Genomic DNA, 18199 nt, shown 5'->3' with positions numbered 1-18199 from the left:
GAATTAAACTACCGTTCGGGCGTGCGTGTTTCGTTTCGCAGTTACAGGAATAGCGAAATCAGTCGATCGATACGTCGAGTCAGAGTTACTCCGTTCGAGTCGCCGCCTGGATCTCCCCGACGATCTCGGGGTTTCGCAGCGCACTCGTGTCGCCGAGTTCGTCGCCGCTTGCGATGTCCTCGAGGAGGCGACGCATGATCTTGCCCGAGCGCGTCTTCGGTAGTTCGGAGGTGAAGATAACTTCTTCGGGTCTCGCGATCGGACCGATCGCCGCCTCGACGGTCGAGACGATCGTTCTCGAGAGCGCGTCGCCGGGCTCGTAGTCGTTTTCGGTGCTAACGTACGCGTAGACGTCGGTCCTGTTTGCCCCCGAGGTACCGCCGACGACGGCGGCCTCGGCGACGCCGTCGACGTCTAAGATCGCCGATTCGATCTCCATCGTGCTAAGCCGGTGGCCGGCGACGTTGATCACGTCGTCGACGCGGCCGAGGATGGTGACGTAGCCGTCCTCGTCCACCTGGGCCGCGTCGCCGCTGAAGTACACCCACTCGTCGTCTTCGGACTCGGAGAATTGTCGCCAGTACTCCTCGACGAACTCGTCGTCGCCGTCGTACAGCGTCGTCGCCATACCGGGCCAGGGCGTCTGGATGGTGAGGTAGCCGTCCTCGCCGGGGCCGACCGCCGCCCCGTCGTCGTCGACAACGCGTGCGTCGATGCTCGGCAACGGCGGCCCCGCAGCGCCTGGTTTCATCTCGCTGACGCCTGGCAACGTCGTGATCGCGATGCCGCCGGTTTCGGTCTGCCACCAGGTGTCGACGATCGGGCACTCTCCGCCGCCGATATGTTCGTGGTACCACCGCCAGGGACGGGGGCTAAGCGGCTCGCCGACGCTGCCGAGCAGGCGCAGCGAGGTGAGGTCGTGACGGTCTGGGTACTCTGTGCCCCACTTCATGAACGCCTGGATTGCCGTCGGCGCGGTGTAGAAGACGTCGACAGCGTTGCGATCGACGATCTCCCAGAGGCGGTCCCGGTCGGGATAGTCCGGCGTGCCCTCGTACATCACCGTCGTCGTCCCGAGCGCGAGCGGCCCGTAGACGATGTACGAATGGCCGGTGATCCAGCCGATGTCGGCCGAACACCAGTGTGTATCGTCCGGCTTGATGTCCAAGACAGCGTGGGAGGTCCAGGCTGCATACGAGAGATAGCCGCCGGTCGAGTGAACGACGCCTTTCGGCTCGCCGGTCGTCCCCGAGGTGTACATCAGAAACAGCATGTCCTCGGCGTCTCGGGTGACCGGCTCGACGGTCTCGCCCTCGTGGGCGGCCGTGAGATCGTCGTAGTCGTACTGGTTCTCACCTAAGACGTGAGGCAAGTCCTCGCCCAGTCGGTCGACGACGACCGTCGAGACGTCCTGTGAGAGCGAGAGCAAGGCGTTGTCGGCTTTGCTCTTCTGGTTGAACGCGTCGCCACGGCGGTAGTAGCCGTCACAGGTGAGCAGGTACTCGCTGTCGGCGGCTTCCATCCGGGTCGCGAGCGCATCCGCAGAGAGCCCGGCGAAGACGACCGAGTGGGGTGCGCCGATGCGGGCACACGAAAGCATCGCGACCGGGAGCTCGGGGATCATCGGCAGGTAGATCGTCACGACGTCGTCTTCCTCGACGCCCAGTTCGCGAAGCGCCGCCGCGAACTCGTTTACCGCGACGAACAGCTCCCGGTACGTGTAGGTCTCTGACTCGCCGCGTTTGCCCTCCCACCAGATCGCGGCGTGGTTCTTCCGGCCGGCCTCGAGGTGTCTATCGAGGCAGTTGTACGACGCGTTCAGTTTGCCGTCCGGAAACCACCGGTAAAACGGTGCGTCGGAATCGTCGAGGATCGTCTCGTACTCCTGATCCCACTCGAGCAGGGATCCGGCTCGATCCCAACACTCCGGCCACTCGTCTTCGAACGTCTCGTAAATCCCCTCGTCAGTGACGTTCGCCTGTTCGACGAACGACGATGGAGGGCGTGTGGGCGAACCGGACGGTGACACGTCCCGGCCCTGCCCGTTCCGATCGACCATGCTCTCGTCCGAACCGAAGAAACTGAGACGAATAAACGTTCCTCAAGCGCGCCGTTCGACCCGGACGACATCGCCAACGCGGCAGGCCGGCATCGACGACCGGGAGTGTTATACTCGAGGCGACGTCACTCCGACGTGATGATCCCCGGGGTCGAGGAGGAAGACGTCGACGTCTCGATCGACGACGCCGAGATCGAACGCCTGCTTGCGGTCACACCCGAGAGCGTCTCGTCCGCCCCGGAACTGAGCTTCGCCCGGAACGTCTTCGTGCCGCTGACGACGGCGTGTCGGTACACCTGCACCTACTGTACGTACTTCGATCCGCCCGGCGAGGCGTCGCTGCTCTCACTCGCGGAGGTCCGGAAGATCTGTCGTCGCGGGGCCGACGCCGGCTGTACGGAGGCGCTGTTTACCTTCGGCGACGACCCCGACGACCGCTACACCGAGATCCACGCCCGACTCGCCGAGTGGGGCTACGACTCGATCCACGACTACCTGCGGGCGGCCTGTGAAGTCGCCCTCGAGGAGGGACTGCTCCCCCACGCGAACCCCGGCGACCAGACCCGCAAGGAGATGGCCGCAGTCGCCGACGTCAACGCCAGTATGGGAACGATGCTCGAGACGACCGCCGAGGTCGACGCCCACGCCGGGCCACGCAGAAAGGAGCCGGGCCAGCGCCTGCGAACGATCAAGAACGCGGGCGAACTCGCCGTCCCCTTCACCACCGGCATTCTCGTCGGCATCGGCGAGAGTCCGCGAGACCGGGCCGAGAGCCTGCTCGCGATCGCCGATCTGCACGACCGCTACGACCACGTCCAAGAGGTGATCGTCCAGCCCGTCGTCGAGAACGAGCGCTGGCACGGCGGGACGCCCGACCTCGAGACGCTCCGGCACGCGACGGCGATGGCCCGGGCGGCGCTGCCCCCGGCGGTGTCGGTCCAGGTGCCGCCGAACCTCGCGCCCGCCCGAGAGCTCGTCGACTGTGGCATCGACGACCTCGGCGGGGTCTCGCCCGTGACCGACGACCACGTCAACCCCGACTACGCCTGGCCCGAGCTGTGTGAACTCGAGGCCGTCGCCGAGACGGCGGGCGTTCCCTTGCGCGAGCGCCTGCCCGTCTACGAGCGGTACCTCCCGTCCGCTCTCCGACCGGCGGACTTCGAGGGGCCGCCCGCCGACGGCGTCGACGACGGAAGCCGCGAGTGGATTCGCGACCCGATCCGGCAGGCGCTGTCGGCCGACGACGACGCGGGAACGCGGTATCGGACGGTGCTCGAGGCCAGAAACTCTTGACGCAGTCGAGCCCGTGTCGTCAGTCGGGTCCCAGACGGACGATCGGCGCGTCGCCCGCATCGACCGCCACGTAGAGGTGTCCGGTGTCGGGTGCGACCCCGACGTCGCGGATCCGCCAGCCACGACCGTCGAGTAACGGCTCGCGTTCGTCGACGTCCGTGCCGTCGACGGTAAAGCGGCCGAGGTACTGCCCGGCCAGGTTGCCGACAAACAGGTCACCCTCCCAGTCGGGGAACGCATCGCCGTCGTAGAACGTCATTCCGGCTGGCGGAAAGCCGCCGCTCTCACACTCCCAGTAGTAGACCGGGTCGACCACGTCTTCGCGGTCGTGTGGATCGTCGCCGACCGGTTCGTCGGTGCCGTACGCACAGCCGGTGTGAGCGATCGGCCAGCCGTAGTTGCCCCCGCCCTCGACGACGTTGAGTTCGTCGCCGTCTTCCTCGCCGTGTTCGCTCTGCCAGATCGCGCCCGTCTCGGGGTGGACCGTCATCCCCTGGGCATTGCGGTGCCCGTAGCTGTAGATCGCGTCGGCGACGCCGGGGTCGGTAACGAACGGGTTGTCCTCGGGGATCGAGCCGTCGGGCTCGAGTCGAACCGTCGCGCCGAGTTCGTTCGTCCTGTCTTGTGAGACGTGGTCGGGTCCGAAGTCCTTGAACTGGCGGTCGCCGGTCGTGACGTAGACCATCCCGTCCTCGCCGAAGACGACTCGAGAGCCGTAGTGAGCGTCGGAGTCGACGAACGGCTCGGCGACGAACAGCTCCTCGAACGACTCGAGTTCGGGCCCCTCGAGTGCGAGTCGGCCCCGGCCGAGGTGGGTGGCCGACTCGCCGTCGTCGTTCGTCGCCGCGTATGTCAGGTAGATCCAGGACTCGTCCGGGAAGTCGGGGTGTACCGCCGCGTCGAGCAGCCCGCCCTGGCCGGCGGCGTAGACGTCGGGCGTACCGTCGACGGGCTCGACGGTTCCGTCCTCGCGGTCGAGGACGTTCAGGCGTCCCTCCCGTTCCGTGACGAGCACCCGTGAGTCACCCGGCAGGAAGGCGACGGCCCAGGGATGGGCGAATCCGTCGGCCACTGTCTCGACCGTGATGCCGTCGTCGTCACGGCGGCCGAGACAGCCGGCAGCCACGAGAGAGCCGGTCACGGCCCCGACCGCCGTGGCCATCTGCAGGAACGTTCGCCGATCGACGTCTCCCTCGAGTGCGGTTCGGGGACGTCTCGTCCGGTCGTCGGGTCGTGGTGGTGACATCGTGTTGGTGTGCGTTCCTCGGCACGGACGGCGAGGTCGGTCGCCGTAGTAGATAGTACATACGCCCGTGCGTGATAAAGCCGCGGCCGGATCACCCCGATCCGACGGTCGCCGGAGACGGCGCATCGCTCGAGTCGGTTCCGTCCAGTTCTCGGATGTACCGGATCCGCTCGGGGACCGGCGGGTGGGTGTAGTGAAACGCGGCGTACAGCGGATGGGGGAACGGGTTCGAGAGATTCTCGCCCGTGAGCCGACAGAGGGCGTCCACGAGCGGGTCGCCCTCACCCATCACGTCGGTCGCGACGGCGTCGGCCTCGCGTTCGTGGGCCAGCGAGAGCCTGTTCTCGAGGGGGCGGCTGAGTTTCGAAAGCGGCTGGATCCACAGCGCTCCGACGGCGAGTCCGGCGTAGGCGGTCTCGGGGAGCGTGAACATCTCGTAGAGCCACCTCGTCCCGAGCAGGTACCAGAGCACGAACAGGAGAGCACCGATGCGGACCGTACTCGCTCCGAGGCTCTTCCAGACGTGGGCTCGTTTCCAGTGGGCGAGTTCGTGAGCGAGGACGGCTTCGATCTCGGGTAGTGTCATCCGCTCGACGAGCGTATCGAACAGGACGACGCGTTTGGCTCGTCCGAAGCCGACGAAGTACGCGTTCGCGTGGCTGGAGCGACGACTCGCGTCCATGACGTAGATCCCCTCACACGAGAAGCCGGCGCGATCGAAGACCCGTTCGACGGCCTCGCGCAGCTCGCCGCCTTCGACCGGTTCGAAGTCGTTGAAAAGCGGGGCGATCACCCGCGGGTAGATCACGAGCATCGCAAGCGAGAACGCGACGAACAGTGCGAGGACGGCGAGCCACCACCAGTCGGGGACGAACGCGATGGCCCAGAGGACGCCCCCAGCGAGGACGACCGTAAACGCCACCGTGACGGTCGTTCCGACGACCGCGTCTCGTACGAACAGTCCTGGCGTCAGGTTGTTGAACTCGAAGCGCTCTTCGATCACGAATGCCTCGTAGGCCTCGAACGGTAACGAAAACAGCCGGAGGGCAACGGCAACCCCGACGAAAAAGACCACACCGGTGAGTACGGAGCCGTAGCCCAGTCCCTCAAGTCCCTCGACGACGCGAGCGAGCGCGCCGGAGTACAACGCGAGCAGGACCAGTCCCACGAACGCCCACGTCCGGCTCTGCCCGAACCGGGACTTCGCCCGCTGGTAGGCGAGGATTCGGTCGGGTTCTGTGAGTCCGAGTCGGTCCTCGACCCACCCTCGCTCGCGCTCGAGGGCTCGCTGTCCGTGACGAAGGTTCAGGATCGACAGGATGGTGAAAAACGCCGTCGTACCGACGAACAAGACGAGAAACGCGACGTGTGCGACGAGCATGGCCCTACTCGATCGACGGGGCGCGACCGACGTAACGTTTTCTCGGCCCCAGTCAGCCTGCGGGGTCGTCACCGACCGTCGTCTCTCACATCCGGCACCGGCGGCCCGCGCTCGAGACGATCCTCGAGGAACGCCCGTTCGTCGTCCGTGAGGTCCCGATCGCGAAACGCCGCGAGCCCCGCCCGATACGACTCGGCCTCGGCCGGCGTCTCGAGGTCGCAGTCGGCGGGATACTCGAGGACGAGTTCGGCGATCCCGGTCGTCTCGCCGGTGTAGGTAAAGCCGACGCGATGAAGCGCCTCGTATGCGTAGGGGTTGTTGACGGCGATCCGGAGCCGATCGTAGCCGCGCTCTTTGGCGCGGTCACGGACGAGTCCGAGCAGCTCGGGACCGATTCCCTCGCCGCGTCGGTCGCGGGCGACGGTGACATACCGCAGCCATAGCGTCGCGGAGTCGGTCCGGTCCTCGTTGAACGCGGCGGCGGCGACGATCCCGTCTCCCTCGCGGGCGACCGCCTTCCCCGTGTTCGTCATGACGAACTTGCCGGCGTAACTGAACCGCTCGTGATCCAGCGGAAGCTTCGGCCCGTCGGGCGGCCAGCCCAGTATCTCGTACTCCACGGGGACGTGTTCGGTCGTGTACGCCTAATCGTTCACGCTCGAGGACGCCGTATTGCGGTCGCCGACCAGCCCGGAACGTGCCGGTCGAACCCTTTTGGACGCGCTCGTGATAGGTCGCGTTATGAGCACCGAGTCAGACACGGCCGACAGCACGACCGGGTTCGGAATCAGCAGCCGCGTCGGATGGCCGATCGGCGGTGCGGTCGGCGGCGTGGTCGGCGCTGCCGTGTTCGGACTCCTGATCTGGCTGATCGATCCGGCGATCGTCGAGGACGCCGTCCCCGGTATCTACGGCCTCGAGGCGACGGGCGTCGGCGGCTGGCTTATCCACCTCGTTCACGGCGCGGCGCTCGGTATCGTCTTCGGCTTTCTCGTCACCCGAGACCTGTTTCTCGGGATCATCCGGACCGACGTCGAGACCGACGCGATCGCCTCGACCGGTGAGATGGCCCGCGTCACGGCCGCCGGCTTCGTCTACGGGCTCGCCGTCTGGTCGATCCTTCCCGTGGTCGTTCTGCCGCTTTGGGTCGAGGTGTTCGGCGCGGATCCCGCTGCAGGCTTTCCCGCCTTCGCCGTCGAGAGTCTCGTCGGCCACCTCGTCTTCGGGCTGTTGTTGGGGTTCGTCTTCGCGACGACGGTCGACCTCCAGGACCGATCGACGCCGGAGCCACTCGAGGAAGAGTCCGCGTGACGGATTTGCCTGCTCGCAGCAAACGTAATGGGTGGGGCAGATTTGAACGACGCCCGAGAACCTGCGCCTGCGGCGCAGAACTCCGGCCTAGTTCAAACTGACCAACATAACGAATTTACGCCTCACGAGTTTGTTCGGCGTAAAATTAGTGGGTTGGGGCAGATTTGAACTGCCGGCCTCCTCCATGTCAAGGAGGTGTCATAACCAGACTAGACCACCAACCCGCCTGGCGTGTTTCCCTGCTGCACTCGTTCGTTGCCCGCGGGTGTAATTGAAGGTTTCGAATCGGACGACGCACGCGAAGATCCACCACGGCTCGTCGACGACACGCTTAAGTGGATGTACGGATTTGATCATCACAACACAACAGCGTACATTGGTGTTCACTATGCAGGAATACGTCGAACGCGTCACGGACGGACGCGACCTGACCCAGACGGAGGCTCGAGCGGCCTCGAGTGCGGTCTTCGAGGACGCGACGGAGGCACAGATCGGTGCGCTGCTGGCGGGGCTGCGCGCGAAAGGGGAGACGGAAGCCGAGATCGCCGGCTTCGCCGAGGGGATGCGCGAGGTCGCCCGCCGGATCGACCCCGACCGCGAGCCGCTGGTCGACACCTGCGGGACCGGCGGGGACGATTACGACACGATCAACGTCTCGACGACGAGCGCGATCGTCGCCGCCGGGGCGGGCGTCCCGGTCGCGAAACACGGTAACTACTCGGTCTCGTCGTCCTCGGGCAGTGCGGACGTTCTCGAGGCGGTCGGCGTCGAGGTCGAGGCCGAGCCGCCGGCGGTCGAGGCCGCCATCGAACGCGACGGGATCGGGTTCATGCTCGCGCCGGTCTTCCACCCCGCGATGAAAGCCGTCATCGGCCCGCGCAAGGAACTCGGGATGCGGACGGTCTTCAACGTGCTCGGTCCGCTGACCAACCCCGCCGGCGCGGATGCCCAGGTCGTCGGCGTCTACGACCCCGATCTCGTGCCCGTGCTCGCGGACGCGCTCGCCCGGATGGACGTCGAGCGCGCGCTGGTCGTTCACGGCTCCGGTACCGACGAGATCGCGATCCACGGCGAGACGACCGTCGCCGAGGTCTCCCGCGAGGACGTCGAGACCTACGAACTCGAACCGGCCGACCTCGGCCTCGAGCGACACGCGATCGGCGACATCGCAGGCGGGAGCCCCGAAGCGAACGCCACGGACATGCGCGCGATCGTCGCGGGCGAACGCGACGGGGCGAAACGAGACGTCATCCTCGCGAACGCGGGCGCAGCACTGTACGTCGCCGGCGTCGCCCACAGTCTCGAGGACGGGGCCGAACGCGCCCGACAGGCGATCGACGACGGCGAGGCGGCGGCGACGCTCGAGCGGCTCCGGAGCGCCCAAGAGGCACGATGACGCGCGTGAAAATCTGCGGGCTCACTCGCGAGGACGACCTCGAGACGGCCGTCACAGCGGGTGCGGACGCGGTCGGCGTCGTCTGTTCGGTGCCGGTCGAGACGCCGCGGGAGGTTTCGCGAGAACGGGCACGCGAACTCGTCGATGCCGTCCCGCCGTTCGTGACGAGCGTGCTGGTGACGATGCCCGCGGATCTCGAGGACGCAGTTTCCCTCGTCGAGGCAATCGAGCCGGACGCGGTACAGGTCCACGACGGACTCGGCGTTGACGAGCTCGCCGAACTCCGGGAGCGCGTCGGGGTCGACGTGTTTCGCGCGGTCGACGCCGACGACCTCGAGACGGCACGCACCTACGACGATGTCGCCGACGCGCTCGTCGTCGACTCCGTCGACGGAGACGGCGGCGGCGGCACGGGCGAGACCCACGACTGGGACCGAACGGCGGAAGCGACGACCGACCTCGCGTCGCCGGTGGTCCTCGCGGGCGGACTCGAGCCAGGAAACGTGACCGACGCGATAGAGACGGTCGAGCCGTTCGCCGTCGATGTCGCAAGCGGCGTCGAAGCAAGCGGCGGGATCAAAGACGAGGCCGCTGTCCGGTCGTTCATCGAGCGAGCGACGACGGCCCGCGGACGAGTCGAACGGAGGAAGTCAGTATGACCGACGAACCCGAACTCGAACTCTCCCGGGAGGCGTTTATCGAGTTCGCTGGCGACGAGACAGACCGCCCCGTCGTCGTCCGAACCGCCGCGACGCTTGCCGTCGACGTGACGCCGCTTGCGGCCTACGCGGCCCTGACCGGACGGACCAACGGCAGGCAACGGTCGTCGCACGCCTTCCTGCTCGAGAGCGCGGAGAAGACCGCCTCGAGCGACCCCGACGGCGCGTTCCAGCGCGAGTCGACGCCGGCCGAGCGCCACGCGCGCTTTTCCTACGTCGGTTACGACCCAGAGGCGGTCGTCACGGTCGGTCCCGACGGGACGACAGTAGAGGCGCTGGCCCCGGAGGCACCCATCGAGCACGTGGAGGGAGACGCCGACGGCGACGTCGTCGACGCGTTGCGGGCTGCCATGCCCGACGTCAGGCTGGCGAACGTCCCCGACCGGGACCGCCAGCACTTAGAGGGCGGACTGGTCGGCTTCCTCGCCTACGACGCGGTGTACGACCTCTATCTCGAGGAGGTCGGCTGCGAGCGACCCGACTCGCGGTTTCCCGACGCGGAGTTCGTCCTGACGACGAAGACGCTCGCGTTCGACGAACGCGACGGGACGGTTTCGCTCGTGTTCACGCCCGTCGTGGGGGCCGACGACGACCCCGGCGCGGTGTACGACGAACTGGTCGCCGAAGCCGCCACAGTCCGGGAGACACTCGCCGCGGCCGACCCCCTCGAGACCGGCGGCTTCGTCCGTCACGACGAGACGGCAGGACCACAGGACGACTACGAGGACAGCGTCAGGCGGGCGAAAGAACACGTCCTCGACGGCGACATCTACCAGGGGGTGATCTCCCGCACCCGGGAGCTCCACGGCGAGGTCGACCCGCTCGGCTTCTATGAATCCCTGCGCGAGGTCAACCCGTCGCCGTACATGTACCTGCTCGAGCACGACGATCTCACCGTCGTCGGTGCCAGCCCCGAGACGCTCGTCTCCGTTCGCGGTCGCGAGGTGATGTCGAACCCGATCGCCGGCACCTGCGACCGCGGGTCGGGGCCCGTCGAGGATCGACGGCTCGCAGGTGAGATGCTCGCCGACGAGAAAGAACGAGCCGAACACACGATGCTCGTCGATCTCGCGCGAAACGACGTCCGGCGGGTCTCCGAACCGGGATCGGTTCGGGTCGACGAGTTCATGAACGTACTCAAGTACAGCCACGTCCAGCACATCGAATCGACGGTAACGGGGATGCTCGCAACCGATACGGACGCCTTCGACGCGACCAGGGCCGCGTTTCCCGCCGGGACGCTCTCGGGCGCGCCCAAGGTGCGTGCGATGGAGATCATCGACGATCTCGAGCGCGAGCCCCGTGGCCTGTACGGCGGCGGCGTCGGCTACTACTCCTGGACGGGCGACGCCGACTTCGCGATCGTCATCCGGACGGCGACCGTCGAGGAGGACGACACCGTTCCCGGCGGCCAGCGGATCACGATTCAGGCCGGTGCCGGGCTCGTCGCCGACAGCGACCCGACCGCCGAGTACGAGGAGACCGAAAAGAAGATGGACGGCGTCCGGGTCGCCCTCGAGCGGATCGAAGCCGACGCGCCGGCGTCGACGCCGGAGGTGAGTCGATGAACGCCACCGCAGACGAACTCGCGTCAGAGCCGACGCGCGTGCTGTTCGTCGACAACTTCGATTCGTTCACGTACAACCTCGTCGAGTACGTCAGCCAGCAGGCCGGCACCGAGACCGAGGTGCTGAAGAACACGGCCACGCTCGAGGCGGTCCGGGCCGTCGATCCGGACGCGATCGTCATCAGTCCCGGCCCCGGTCATCCGGAAAACGATCGGGACGTGGGCGTGTCGATAGACGCCCTCCGGGAGGTAAGCCCCGAGACGCCGACGCTCGGGGTCTGTCTCGGCCTCGAGGCTGCCGTCTACGCCTACGGCGGCAGCGTCGGCCGCGCCCCGGAGCCAATCCACGGGAAGACCTCCGCGGTCGACCACGACGGCGAGGGCGTCTTCGCCGGCCTCGAGCAGGGCTTTCGGGCCGGGCGGTACCACTCGCTGGTCGCGACGGACGTACCGGAGTGTTTCGAGGTGACGGCGACGGCCGAACACAGCGTAGAACACGGTTCCGCTGGCTCTGTGGCAGAGCCCCAGGACGACGGTGAGACTCTGGTCATGGGCGTTCGCCACCGCGAGTACCCGATCGAGGCCGTCCAGTTTCACCCCGAGAGCGTGCTCACGGCCGTCGGTCACGACGTGATCGAAAACTTCCTCGCAGAAGTTAAAAGCCGATAACGCCGACGGCATACAAGGCCGCGAGGACGACCGCGGCGACCAGACCGACCCTGATCGCGATTCTGACGGCTATCTTGATCGCCGTGATGACGACGACGATAGCAGCAAGCGCCGCGAGGACGAGCAGTAGCGTCGTACCCGCCGTAAGTGGCTCGAGCATACCCGAGACACGACGTTGCGATACCGTAACTGTTCCGGATGAATGAATATGACGCGTTCGTGACCATCTGTTCAAAAACAACGTTGGCCTCATTTGCGTCCAGCGCGTACCGTCACTGATGGTTCCGGGTTCGGGTACGAAAGCGGCCGGTGAGCGAGAAACGCCGACGTCGGGCGCCGAAATCGGCTCCGGCCGCCACCACTTTCAGGATGGTCTGAAAATCATTAAGACGGTCCTTTCCGTAGTCGGGTACGGACGCGGAGACGGCCGAACTGGTCGGCGGCTCTGCGAACGCACGAACCAGTAGAGACATCTTTGAAAATAGATTTTCATAACTGCAAAACCAGTTGCTTTATGAGAGTAGCATGAATACTGAACCTTCGTCACGGACGTTACAGAAACTAACGTCTTGTGATCGTGCCCGGCGGATTGGCGCGCAAAAAGTGAAGCCGCCGTGATACCATCACCGACGAAGCATCGTTGGCCTTCGCAAAGGCTGGCAGCCGAACCTTCACGGTAGGTTGCCTTACCAGCACTACTGTGGGCCCATCTACCGCAATATTGGCTGTAACCATCGCCATCACGATGGTCGCTTGGGCCTTTGCGATGGTCGTATGGTTCGGTGTATGGTACGCTGAACACCAGACTTGATTGCGTAGCAGTCAAGTCCGGCCTTCTTGTCTCTGTCGTCCGTAACGGGTGTTACGAGACAGTTTGTCAGATATGTCGCCGCCTATTTACGCTTTTCCCGTTAGAACTGGCATCACTCTATAGTAACTAAATTTATATAATCATCATTCGCACTGTCTTTGGCCAACCCTGACCACTCGCACACCAATGGTGATATAAGAGATTCCACCGGTAACCATAGATTCTCACCAGGGAGATTGAAACCTGTCGATCAGGGTTATTTGCCTCGAGCACGTACCCACAGCGATGGTTCCGGCTCCGGACGCCACGCCCGTCAGTGAAAGAGAAAACTCGCCGTCGGGACGCAACCCCGTCCTCGCTCACAATTACTTTCAGTACGTTCTGAAAATCGTTAAGAGCGTCCTTTCCGTAGGTGGGTACAGGCTCGGAGACGGCCGAACAGACCGGCGACTCCGTACACGCACGACCCCATAGAGATATCTGTACAAATAGAATTGGACTACTGCAAACCAGTTGTTTTATGAGAATAGCATGAATACCGAACCTTCGTCACGAACGATGAGAGCCAACACCCGAACTCCGGCCAAAACCGGCACGAGACGTCGGCGTACAGACGAGGTGGGGCGCGTATGAGCGAGTCCGAACGCTCCGCAGACGAGATCACGCTCCCGATCAAACGCACCGAGGGCGAGACGCTCGAGGAGCGGATGACCGACAACGCCTACCACAACATCCTCCCGGCACGGTACCTCCGGAAGAACGCCGACGGCGACCTGATCGAAGAACAGGAAGATCTCTTCGAGCGCGTCGGCACGAACATCGCCCTGGCGGAGGCCGTCTACGAGGCCGAGAAACGCGACCTCGAGATCACTGTCACGCCCGCCCAGCTCAAGCCCGATCACCCGCGTCGGGACGAACTCGCCGAAGAGGTGTTCGGGGAAGGCGTGACGACGAACGACGACGTCGAGACAGAACTCACCGAACACAACGTCAACAAGTTCGCCTACGACACCGTCGTCCCCGAACTCCCCGACGACGTTCGCGAGCACGTCGAGGGCGTCGCCGAGACGTTCACCGAGGGGATGGAGTCGCTCTCGTTTATGCCGAACTCGCCGACGCTCATGAACGCCGGCGACGAACTCCAGCAGCTGTCGGCGTGTTTCGTGATGTCTCCGGACGACGACCTCTCGGACATCCACGAGACCGCGAAAAAGGCCGCGGAGGTCTTCCAGAGCGGTGGTGGGGTCGGCTACGGCTTCTGGCAGCTTCGCCCGTACGGCGACTCAGTCGGCTCGACCGGCGGCATCGCGTCGGGACCGATCACCTTCATGCGCACGTACGACCAGCTCTGTGAGACGATCGCCCAGGGCGGCACTCGCCGCGGTGCCCAGATGGGGATCATGCGTATCTCTCACCCCGACGTCATCGAGTTCATCCACGCCAAGAACAAGGACGTCTCGCTCGCTCACTGTCTCCGGTTGAACGACCCCGACGACTATACCTACACCTCTTTCTCGGAAGCACTCGAGGAAGCCCGCGACCTCATCGACGACGAGGGACGGGTTCCCGAACACCTCCGCAACGCCGTCGAAGGCCACCTCTCGAATTTCAACATCTCGGTCGGCGTCACCGACGACTTCATGGAAGCCGTCCAGAACGGCGAGGAGTACACGTTCACCAATCCGCGCACCGAAGAGCCCCATATCGCCACCGAGGAGACAAAAGAGATGTACAGCCGCTACGACCTCGGCGAGTACGTCGAGGTCGGCGAGGAACTGTCGATCCCCGCGGAGCTCGTCTGGGAGCGCATCGTCGAGGGCGCTCACGAGAACGGCGAACCCGGCGTGATCTACTTAGAGCGGGTGAACAAGGAGCACTCCTTCGACGTCGGTGAACACGACGATCACCGGATCCTCGCGACGAACCCGTGTGTCACTGGAGAGACGCTCATTAGTACCGGACGTGGTCTCGTCCCTGCAGAAGAGCTATACGAACAGGGTGTCGCGACCGACGTCGTCGTCGACGGACGGCTTAGTGAAGACGAAATCAAAGAAGCAAGTAGTGTCTACAAAACCGGCGAGAAAGACGTCTACAAGCTCACGACCGAAGAAGGATACGAACTTCGACTCACCGCAGACCACCGTGTCATGACCGACGACGGATGGGTCGAAACACAGGAGCTTGACGCCGGTGATACGGTTCACATTCAGAATAGAAAGGGCGGATTCGGGCAGCACGGAACCGTCGAGGAAGGTCGGACGCTCGGTTGGCTCGTCGGAGATGGTCACCTCAAACACGGGGAGGAACGTGCCGTGTTGAACTTCTACGACGAGGACGCCGACATCTCCGAGACGCTCGTCGAGGACGTCAACGACGTCGTTCGTGAGCCCCTCGGGAACGCGGATTACGAAATCGGCGTCAACGAGATTAGCCGTGACGACGGGTATCGCGGTGCGCAAGCGATCGAACAGCGTATTCGATCCACCCGTCTCTACGAGTACGCCGAAGAAGTCGGCCTGACGGAAGACAAGCTGCAGGTTCCCGATACAGTGATGCGCGGCAGCGAGGAGATGGCGCGTGGATTCCTCCAGTCGCTGTTCACTGCAGACGGATGCGTTCAGGGTAACGTCGAAAAGGGCGTCTCGGTCCGACTGTGGAGTTCGGACGGCGATCTGCTCGGCGACGTCCAGCAGCTTCTCCTCAACTTCGGTATCGCCAGCAAGATCTATAAAAACCGCAAGGAAGCGGGAACTCGAGAACTCTCCGACGGTCGGGGCGGAACGAAGGAATACGAGACGAAAGACCAGCACGAACTCGTCATCGTCAAGGACAACCTCGAGCGGTTCGCCGACGAGATCGGCTTCTTGCTCGATAACAAGACCGACACGCTCGAGCACCGTCTCTCCGAGTACGAGCGCGGTCCATACAGCGAGCGATTCGAAGCGACCGTCGAATCAGTCGAACACGACGGCCACGAAGCCGTGTACGACCTGACCGAGCCCGACACCCACTCCTTCGTTGCGAACGGCCTTGTCGTTCACAACTGCGGAGAGCAACCCTTGGAGGAGTACGAGGCCTGCAATCTCGGACACATCAACCTCTCGACGCTCGCCGATCTGGACGCACCGGACTGGCGGGTCTGGTCTGCGGAACACGGCGACGACTACGACAGCCAGGAGGACGCGATCGCGGCGTTTCTCGAGGAGGCGATCGACTACGAGGAGTTCGACGAGCGCATCGAGTACGGCACGCGCTTTTTGGAAAACGTCGTCACGATGAGCGACTTCCCGGTCGAAGAGATCGAACAGAAGGTCCGGGAGATGCGCAAGATCGGGCTTGGCGTCATGGGACTGGCCCAGCTGTACATCCAACTCGGCGTTCGCTACGGCAGCGAGGAAGGCAACGAGATCGCCCGCCAGCTGATGACCCACATCAACCACGGGGCGAAAGCGACGAGCCACGACCTCGCGAACGAACGAGGCTCGTTCGCCGACTGGGAGGATTCGAAGTACGCGAACCCGACCGAGTACCGCGAGTGGTTCGAGAAACAGACCGGCGAAAACGCCGAGGACTGGGAAGACGGCTTCCCCATCCGCAACCACAACGTGACGACCATCGCGCCGACGGGGACGACCTCGATGGTCGGCAACACCACCGGCGGCTGTGAACCGATCTACAACGTCGCCTACTACAAGAACGTCACCGACGACGTCCAGGGCGATGAGATGCTGGTGGAGTTCGACGACTACTTCCTTCGAACGCTCGAGGCGAACGACATCGACGTCGACGCCGTCAAAACGGAGGCCCAAGAGCAGATGGCGACGAACCAGTTCGAGGGCGTCGAAGGTCTCTCGACCGTTCCGGACGCGATCGGCGAACTGTTCGTCATCACGAGTGACCTTTCGGCGAAAGAACACGCCGCGGTCCAGTGTGCCTGCCAGGACGGCGTCGACTCCGCGATCTCGAAGACCGTCAACGCGCCCAGCGATTCGACGGTCGAGGACGCAAAGGACGTCTTCGAGTGGGTCTACGAACACGGCGGGAAAGGCGTCACCTACTACCGCGACGGCACCCGCAGCAAGCAGGTGCTGACCACGCGCGCTGACAACGCGGAGTTCGCCGACGAGACCGAAGCCGCCGAGGCCCTGGTCGAACAGATCGAGGAGATCTTCGGCGGCCTCGAGGCGTTCCTCGAGAGCGAGGAAGCTCGAGACGTCCGCGAGACGGGCGTCGGCTCACCGGTCGGCGACCGACAGCCGGCCGAGGTCGATTTCACCGAGAAGCGCGACCGCCCCGACGCCCTGCAGGGTGTCAGCCAGCGCATCGACACCGGTTACGGGAAGATCTACGTGACGATCAACGAGGATCCCGAAACCGGCCAGCCGTTCGAGCTGTTCGCGAACATCGGTCACTCCGGCGGCTTCACCAACTCCTTTACCGAGGCGCTGGCGAAGGTCATCTCGACGTCGTTGCGCTCGGGCGTCGATCCCGAAGAGATCGTCGACGAACTCTGTGGAACGCGCAGCCCGAAGATCGCCTGGGACAAAGGCGAACAGATCCAGTCGATCCCCGACGCCATCGGGACGGCGATGCGTCGGTATCTGGACGGCGAGATCGACAAACCCTATCCGAAACAACAGACGCTCGAAGAGTCGGCTGACGCCGACGCAGCCGTAGACGTCGACCACGAGACCGACGGCGGTGCGGCCGCCCGAGAGGGCGACGACGCGACGCAGGACCTCATCGACGCCGGCGAATCCCCCGAGTGTCCCGACTGTGGCTCGCTGTCGCTTTACTACTCGGAGGGCTGTAAGACCTGCGAGTCCTGTGGCTGGAGCGAGTGTTAACCTCGCATCCAGAACGCTTAGCACCGCCTCGTCCGAACCGTGACACGATGGCCGGACCGAGTGAGCCAGACGAGGACGACGATCGCCGTGGACCGCGCTGTCCACGCTGTGGCGCTGCGCTGTACGACCGCCACTGCAAGTACGTCTGTCCCCAACACGGCGTGATCGTCGACTGTAGCGATCCGTTTCTGTAGCTTCAGCGTGGCGTGGCCCGCTCCCGTGCGAGCCGATAGGCAGGCCCGGCGAGCAATAGCGTCGCTGCAAGGGCACACGCCACAGCGAGTGGAAGACCGAACTCGCCGAGTCCGGTCGTCGTCACCGTCGCCGCCGATGCGCCGACGACGACGCCCGCGACGGTCCACGGCAGTTCGCCGATCGCCGTCCCGGCGACGAGATGACGGAGCTTCACGCCGCTTGTCGCCGCTGCGGCCGTCGAGACGTCCGACGGGATCGGCGCGAGTCGCGAGGCCGTCACGCCCCTGACCGGGCCCGCTGCCTCGTAGTAGCGATCCACGGCCCGGCCCGTCCGCTCGAGGAGACCGAACCCGCCGAGTACGTCGCCGTCGTGACCGCCGGCGCGTCCGACCGTCCGCCGAACGACGACGAAGACCGGGATCACCGTCACGACGACGCCGACGAGCGCGATCGGCACGCCCAGCGCCACGCCGTAGCCGTAGCCGACGACGACCGCGAGCGGCGTGGTCGGCCAGGCGAGCGCCGGTCGGACGAGGTACAGTCCCGCGACGACGAGTCCGAATCGGTACGGGTCGGATGCCGTCGACTCGACTGCCGTGAGCGGCGTAGACGGCGACGACAGCAGCCCCGCCGCGACGACTCCCCCGAGAACGACCGCACTCGCGACGACACGGGCCGAACGCGGCAGCGTCATCGACCGCGGTT

14 protein-coding genes and 1 tRNA gene are annotated in these 18199 nt (G+C 65.0%); 8 read left to right on the top strand and 7 right to left on the bottom strand.

The features are described 5' to 3' along the window. Positions 1–85 precede the first annotated feature (85 nt). On the bottom strand, positions 86–2059 hold the full coding sequence (gene acs / locus QQ977_RS04075) for an acetate--CoA ligase (protein ID WP_285927688.1): 1974 nt from the start codon (positions 2057–2059) through the stop codon (positions 86–88). A gap of 138 nt (positions 2060–2197) precedes the next feature. Between acs and cofG the strand changes: the two genes are divergently transcribed. Further along, positions 2198–3352: a 7,8-didemethyl-8-hydroxy-5-deazariboflavin synthase subunit CofG gene (cofG, locus tag QQ977_RS04070; RefSeq protein ID WP_285927687.1), complete on the top strand. Its 1155-nt coding sequence runs from the start codon at positions 2198–2200 to the stop codon at positions 3350–3352. A 19-nt stretch (positions 3353–3371) separates the two neighbouring features. Here the strand turns inward: cofG and QQ977_RS04065 are convergent, their stop codons facing one another. The 3 genes from QQ977_RS04065 to QQ977_RS04055 all read right to left on the bottom strand — a co-directional run bounded on the left by QQ977_RS04065 (position 3372) and on the right by QQ977_RS04055 (position 6599). Beyond that, positions 3372–4514, bottom strand: a complete 1143-nt coding sequence (locus QQ977_RS04065) for a PQQ-dependent sugar dehydrogenase (protein ID WP_430540855.1) — start codon at positions 4512–4514, stop codon at positions 3372–3374. A 175-nt stretch (positions 4515–4689) separates the two neighbouring features. Beyond that, positions 4690–5979, bottom strand: a complete 1290-nt coding sequence (locus tag QQ977_RS04060; RefSeq protein WP_285927685.1) for a M48 family metallopeptidase — start codon at positions 5977–5979, stop codon at positions 4690–4692. Positions 5980–6047: 68 nt separating this feature from the next. After that, the gene (locus QQ977_RS04055) at positions 6048–6599 is read right to left on the bottom strand and encodes a GNAT family N-acetyltransferase (RefSeq protein WP_285927684.1); all 552 of its coding nucleotides are present in this window, start codon (positions 6597–6599) and stop codon (positions 6048–6050) included. Positions 6600–6720: 121 nt separating this feature from the next. On the opposite strand from QQ977_RS04055, the gene QQ977_RS04050 reads away from it, so the two are divergent. After that, on the top strand, positions 6721–7290 hold the full coding sequence (locus tag QQ977_RS04050) for a hypothetical protein (RefSeq protein ID WP_285927683.1): 570 nt from the start codon (positions 6721–6723) through the stop codon (positions 7288–7290). A gap of 149 nt (positions 7291–7439) precedes the next feature. On the opposite strand, the gene QQ977_RS04045 is transcribed toward QQ977_RS04050, so the two are convergent. Continuing rightward, a tRNA-Val gene (locus tag QQ977_RS04045) sits at positions 7440–7514 on the bottom strand. A gap of 164 nt (positions 7515–7678) precedes the next feature. Here QQ977_RS04045 and trpD point away from each other — a divergent pair. The 4 genes from trpD to trpG are packed head-to-tail and all read left to right on the top strand — an operon-like array spanning position 7679 to position 11641. Continuing rightward, entirely contained in the window at positions 7679–8686 is a 1008-nt protein-coding gene (trpD, locus tag QQ977_RS04040; protein ID WP_285927682.1) for an anthranilate phosphoribosyltransferase, read from the top strand. Continuing rightward, positions 8683–9345: a phosphoribosylanthranilate isomerase gene (locus tag QQ977_RS04035; protein WP_285927681.1), complete on the top strand. Its 663-nt coding sequence runs from the start codon at positions 8683–8685 to the stop codon at positions 9343–9345. The genes trpD and QQ977_RS04035 overlap by 4 nt, the downstream gene beginning before the upstream one ends. Beyond that, a complete protein-coding gene (gene trpE, locus QQ977_RS04030; RefSeq protein WP_285927680.1) occupies positions 9342–10973 on the top strand; it encodes an anthranilate synthase component I in 1632 nt (543 codons plus the stop codon). Before QQ977_RS04035 ends, trpE begins: the two co-directional genes overlap by 4 nt. Then, positions 10970–11641, top strand: coding sequence for an anthranilate synthase component II (gene trpG, locus QQ977_RS04025; RefSeq protein ID WP_285927679.1), 672 nt, complete (start codon positions 10970–10972; stop codon positions 11639–11641). The genes trpE and trpG overlap by 4 nt, the downstream gene beginning before the upstream one ends. On the opposite strand, the gene QQ977_RS04020 is transcribed toward trpG, so the two are convergent. Further along, positions 11628–11801 carry a hypothetical protein gene (locus QQ977_RS04020; protein WP_285927678.1) on the bottom strand — a complete coding sequence of 58 codons (174 nt, stop codon included), beginning with the start codon at positions 11799–11801 and terminating at the stop codon, positions 11628–11630. The two genes, trpG and QQ977_RS04020, sit on opposite strands and share 14 nt — an antisense overlap. A gap of 1280 nt (positions 11802–13081) precedes the next feature. On the opposite strand from QQ977_RS04020, the gene QQ977_RS04015 reads away from it, so the two are divergent. Then, positions 13082–17299 carry an LAGLIDADG family homing endonuclease gene (locus QQ977_RS04015; RefSeq protein ID WP_285927677.1) on the top strand — a complete coding sequence of 1406 codons (4218 nt, stop codon included), beginning with the start codon at positions 13082–13084 and terminating at the stop codon, positions 17297–17299. Positions 17300–17346: 47 nt separating this feature from the next. Next, positions 17347–17493: an HVO_2523 family zinc finger protein gene (locus tag QQ977_RS04010; RefSeq protein ID WP_285927676.1), complete on the top strand. Its 147-nt coding sequence runs from the start codon at positions 17347–17349 to the stop codon at positions 17491–17493. A gap of 2 nt (positions 17494–17495) precedes the next feature. Here the strand turns inward: QQ977_RS04010 and QQ977_RS04005 are convergent, their stop codons facing one another. Continuing rightward, positions 17496–18188: a TVP38/TMEM64 family protein gene (locus QQ977_RS04005; protein WP_285927674.1), complete on the bottom strand. Its 693-nt coding sequence runs from the start codon at positions 18186–18188 to the stop codon at positions 17496–17498. Between the last annotated feature and the right edge of the window lie 11 nt (positions 18189–18199).

This window comes from Natrialbaceae archaeon AArc-T1-2 (genome assembly GCF_030273315.1).
GTDB lineage: Archaea > Halobacteriota > Halobacteria > Halobacteriales > Natrialbaceae > Tc-Br11-E2g1.
This window is presented reverse-complemented; position numbering and strand designations above follow the sequence as displayed.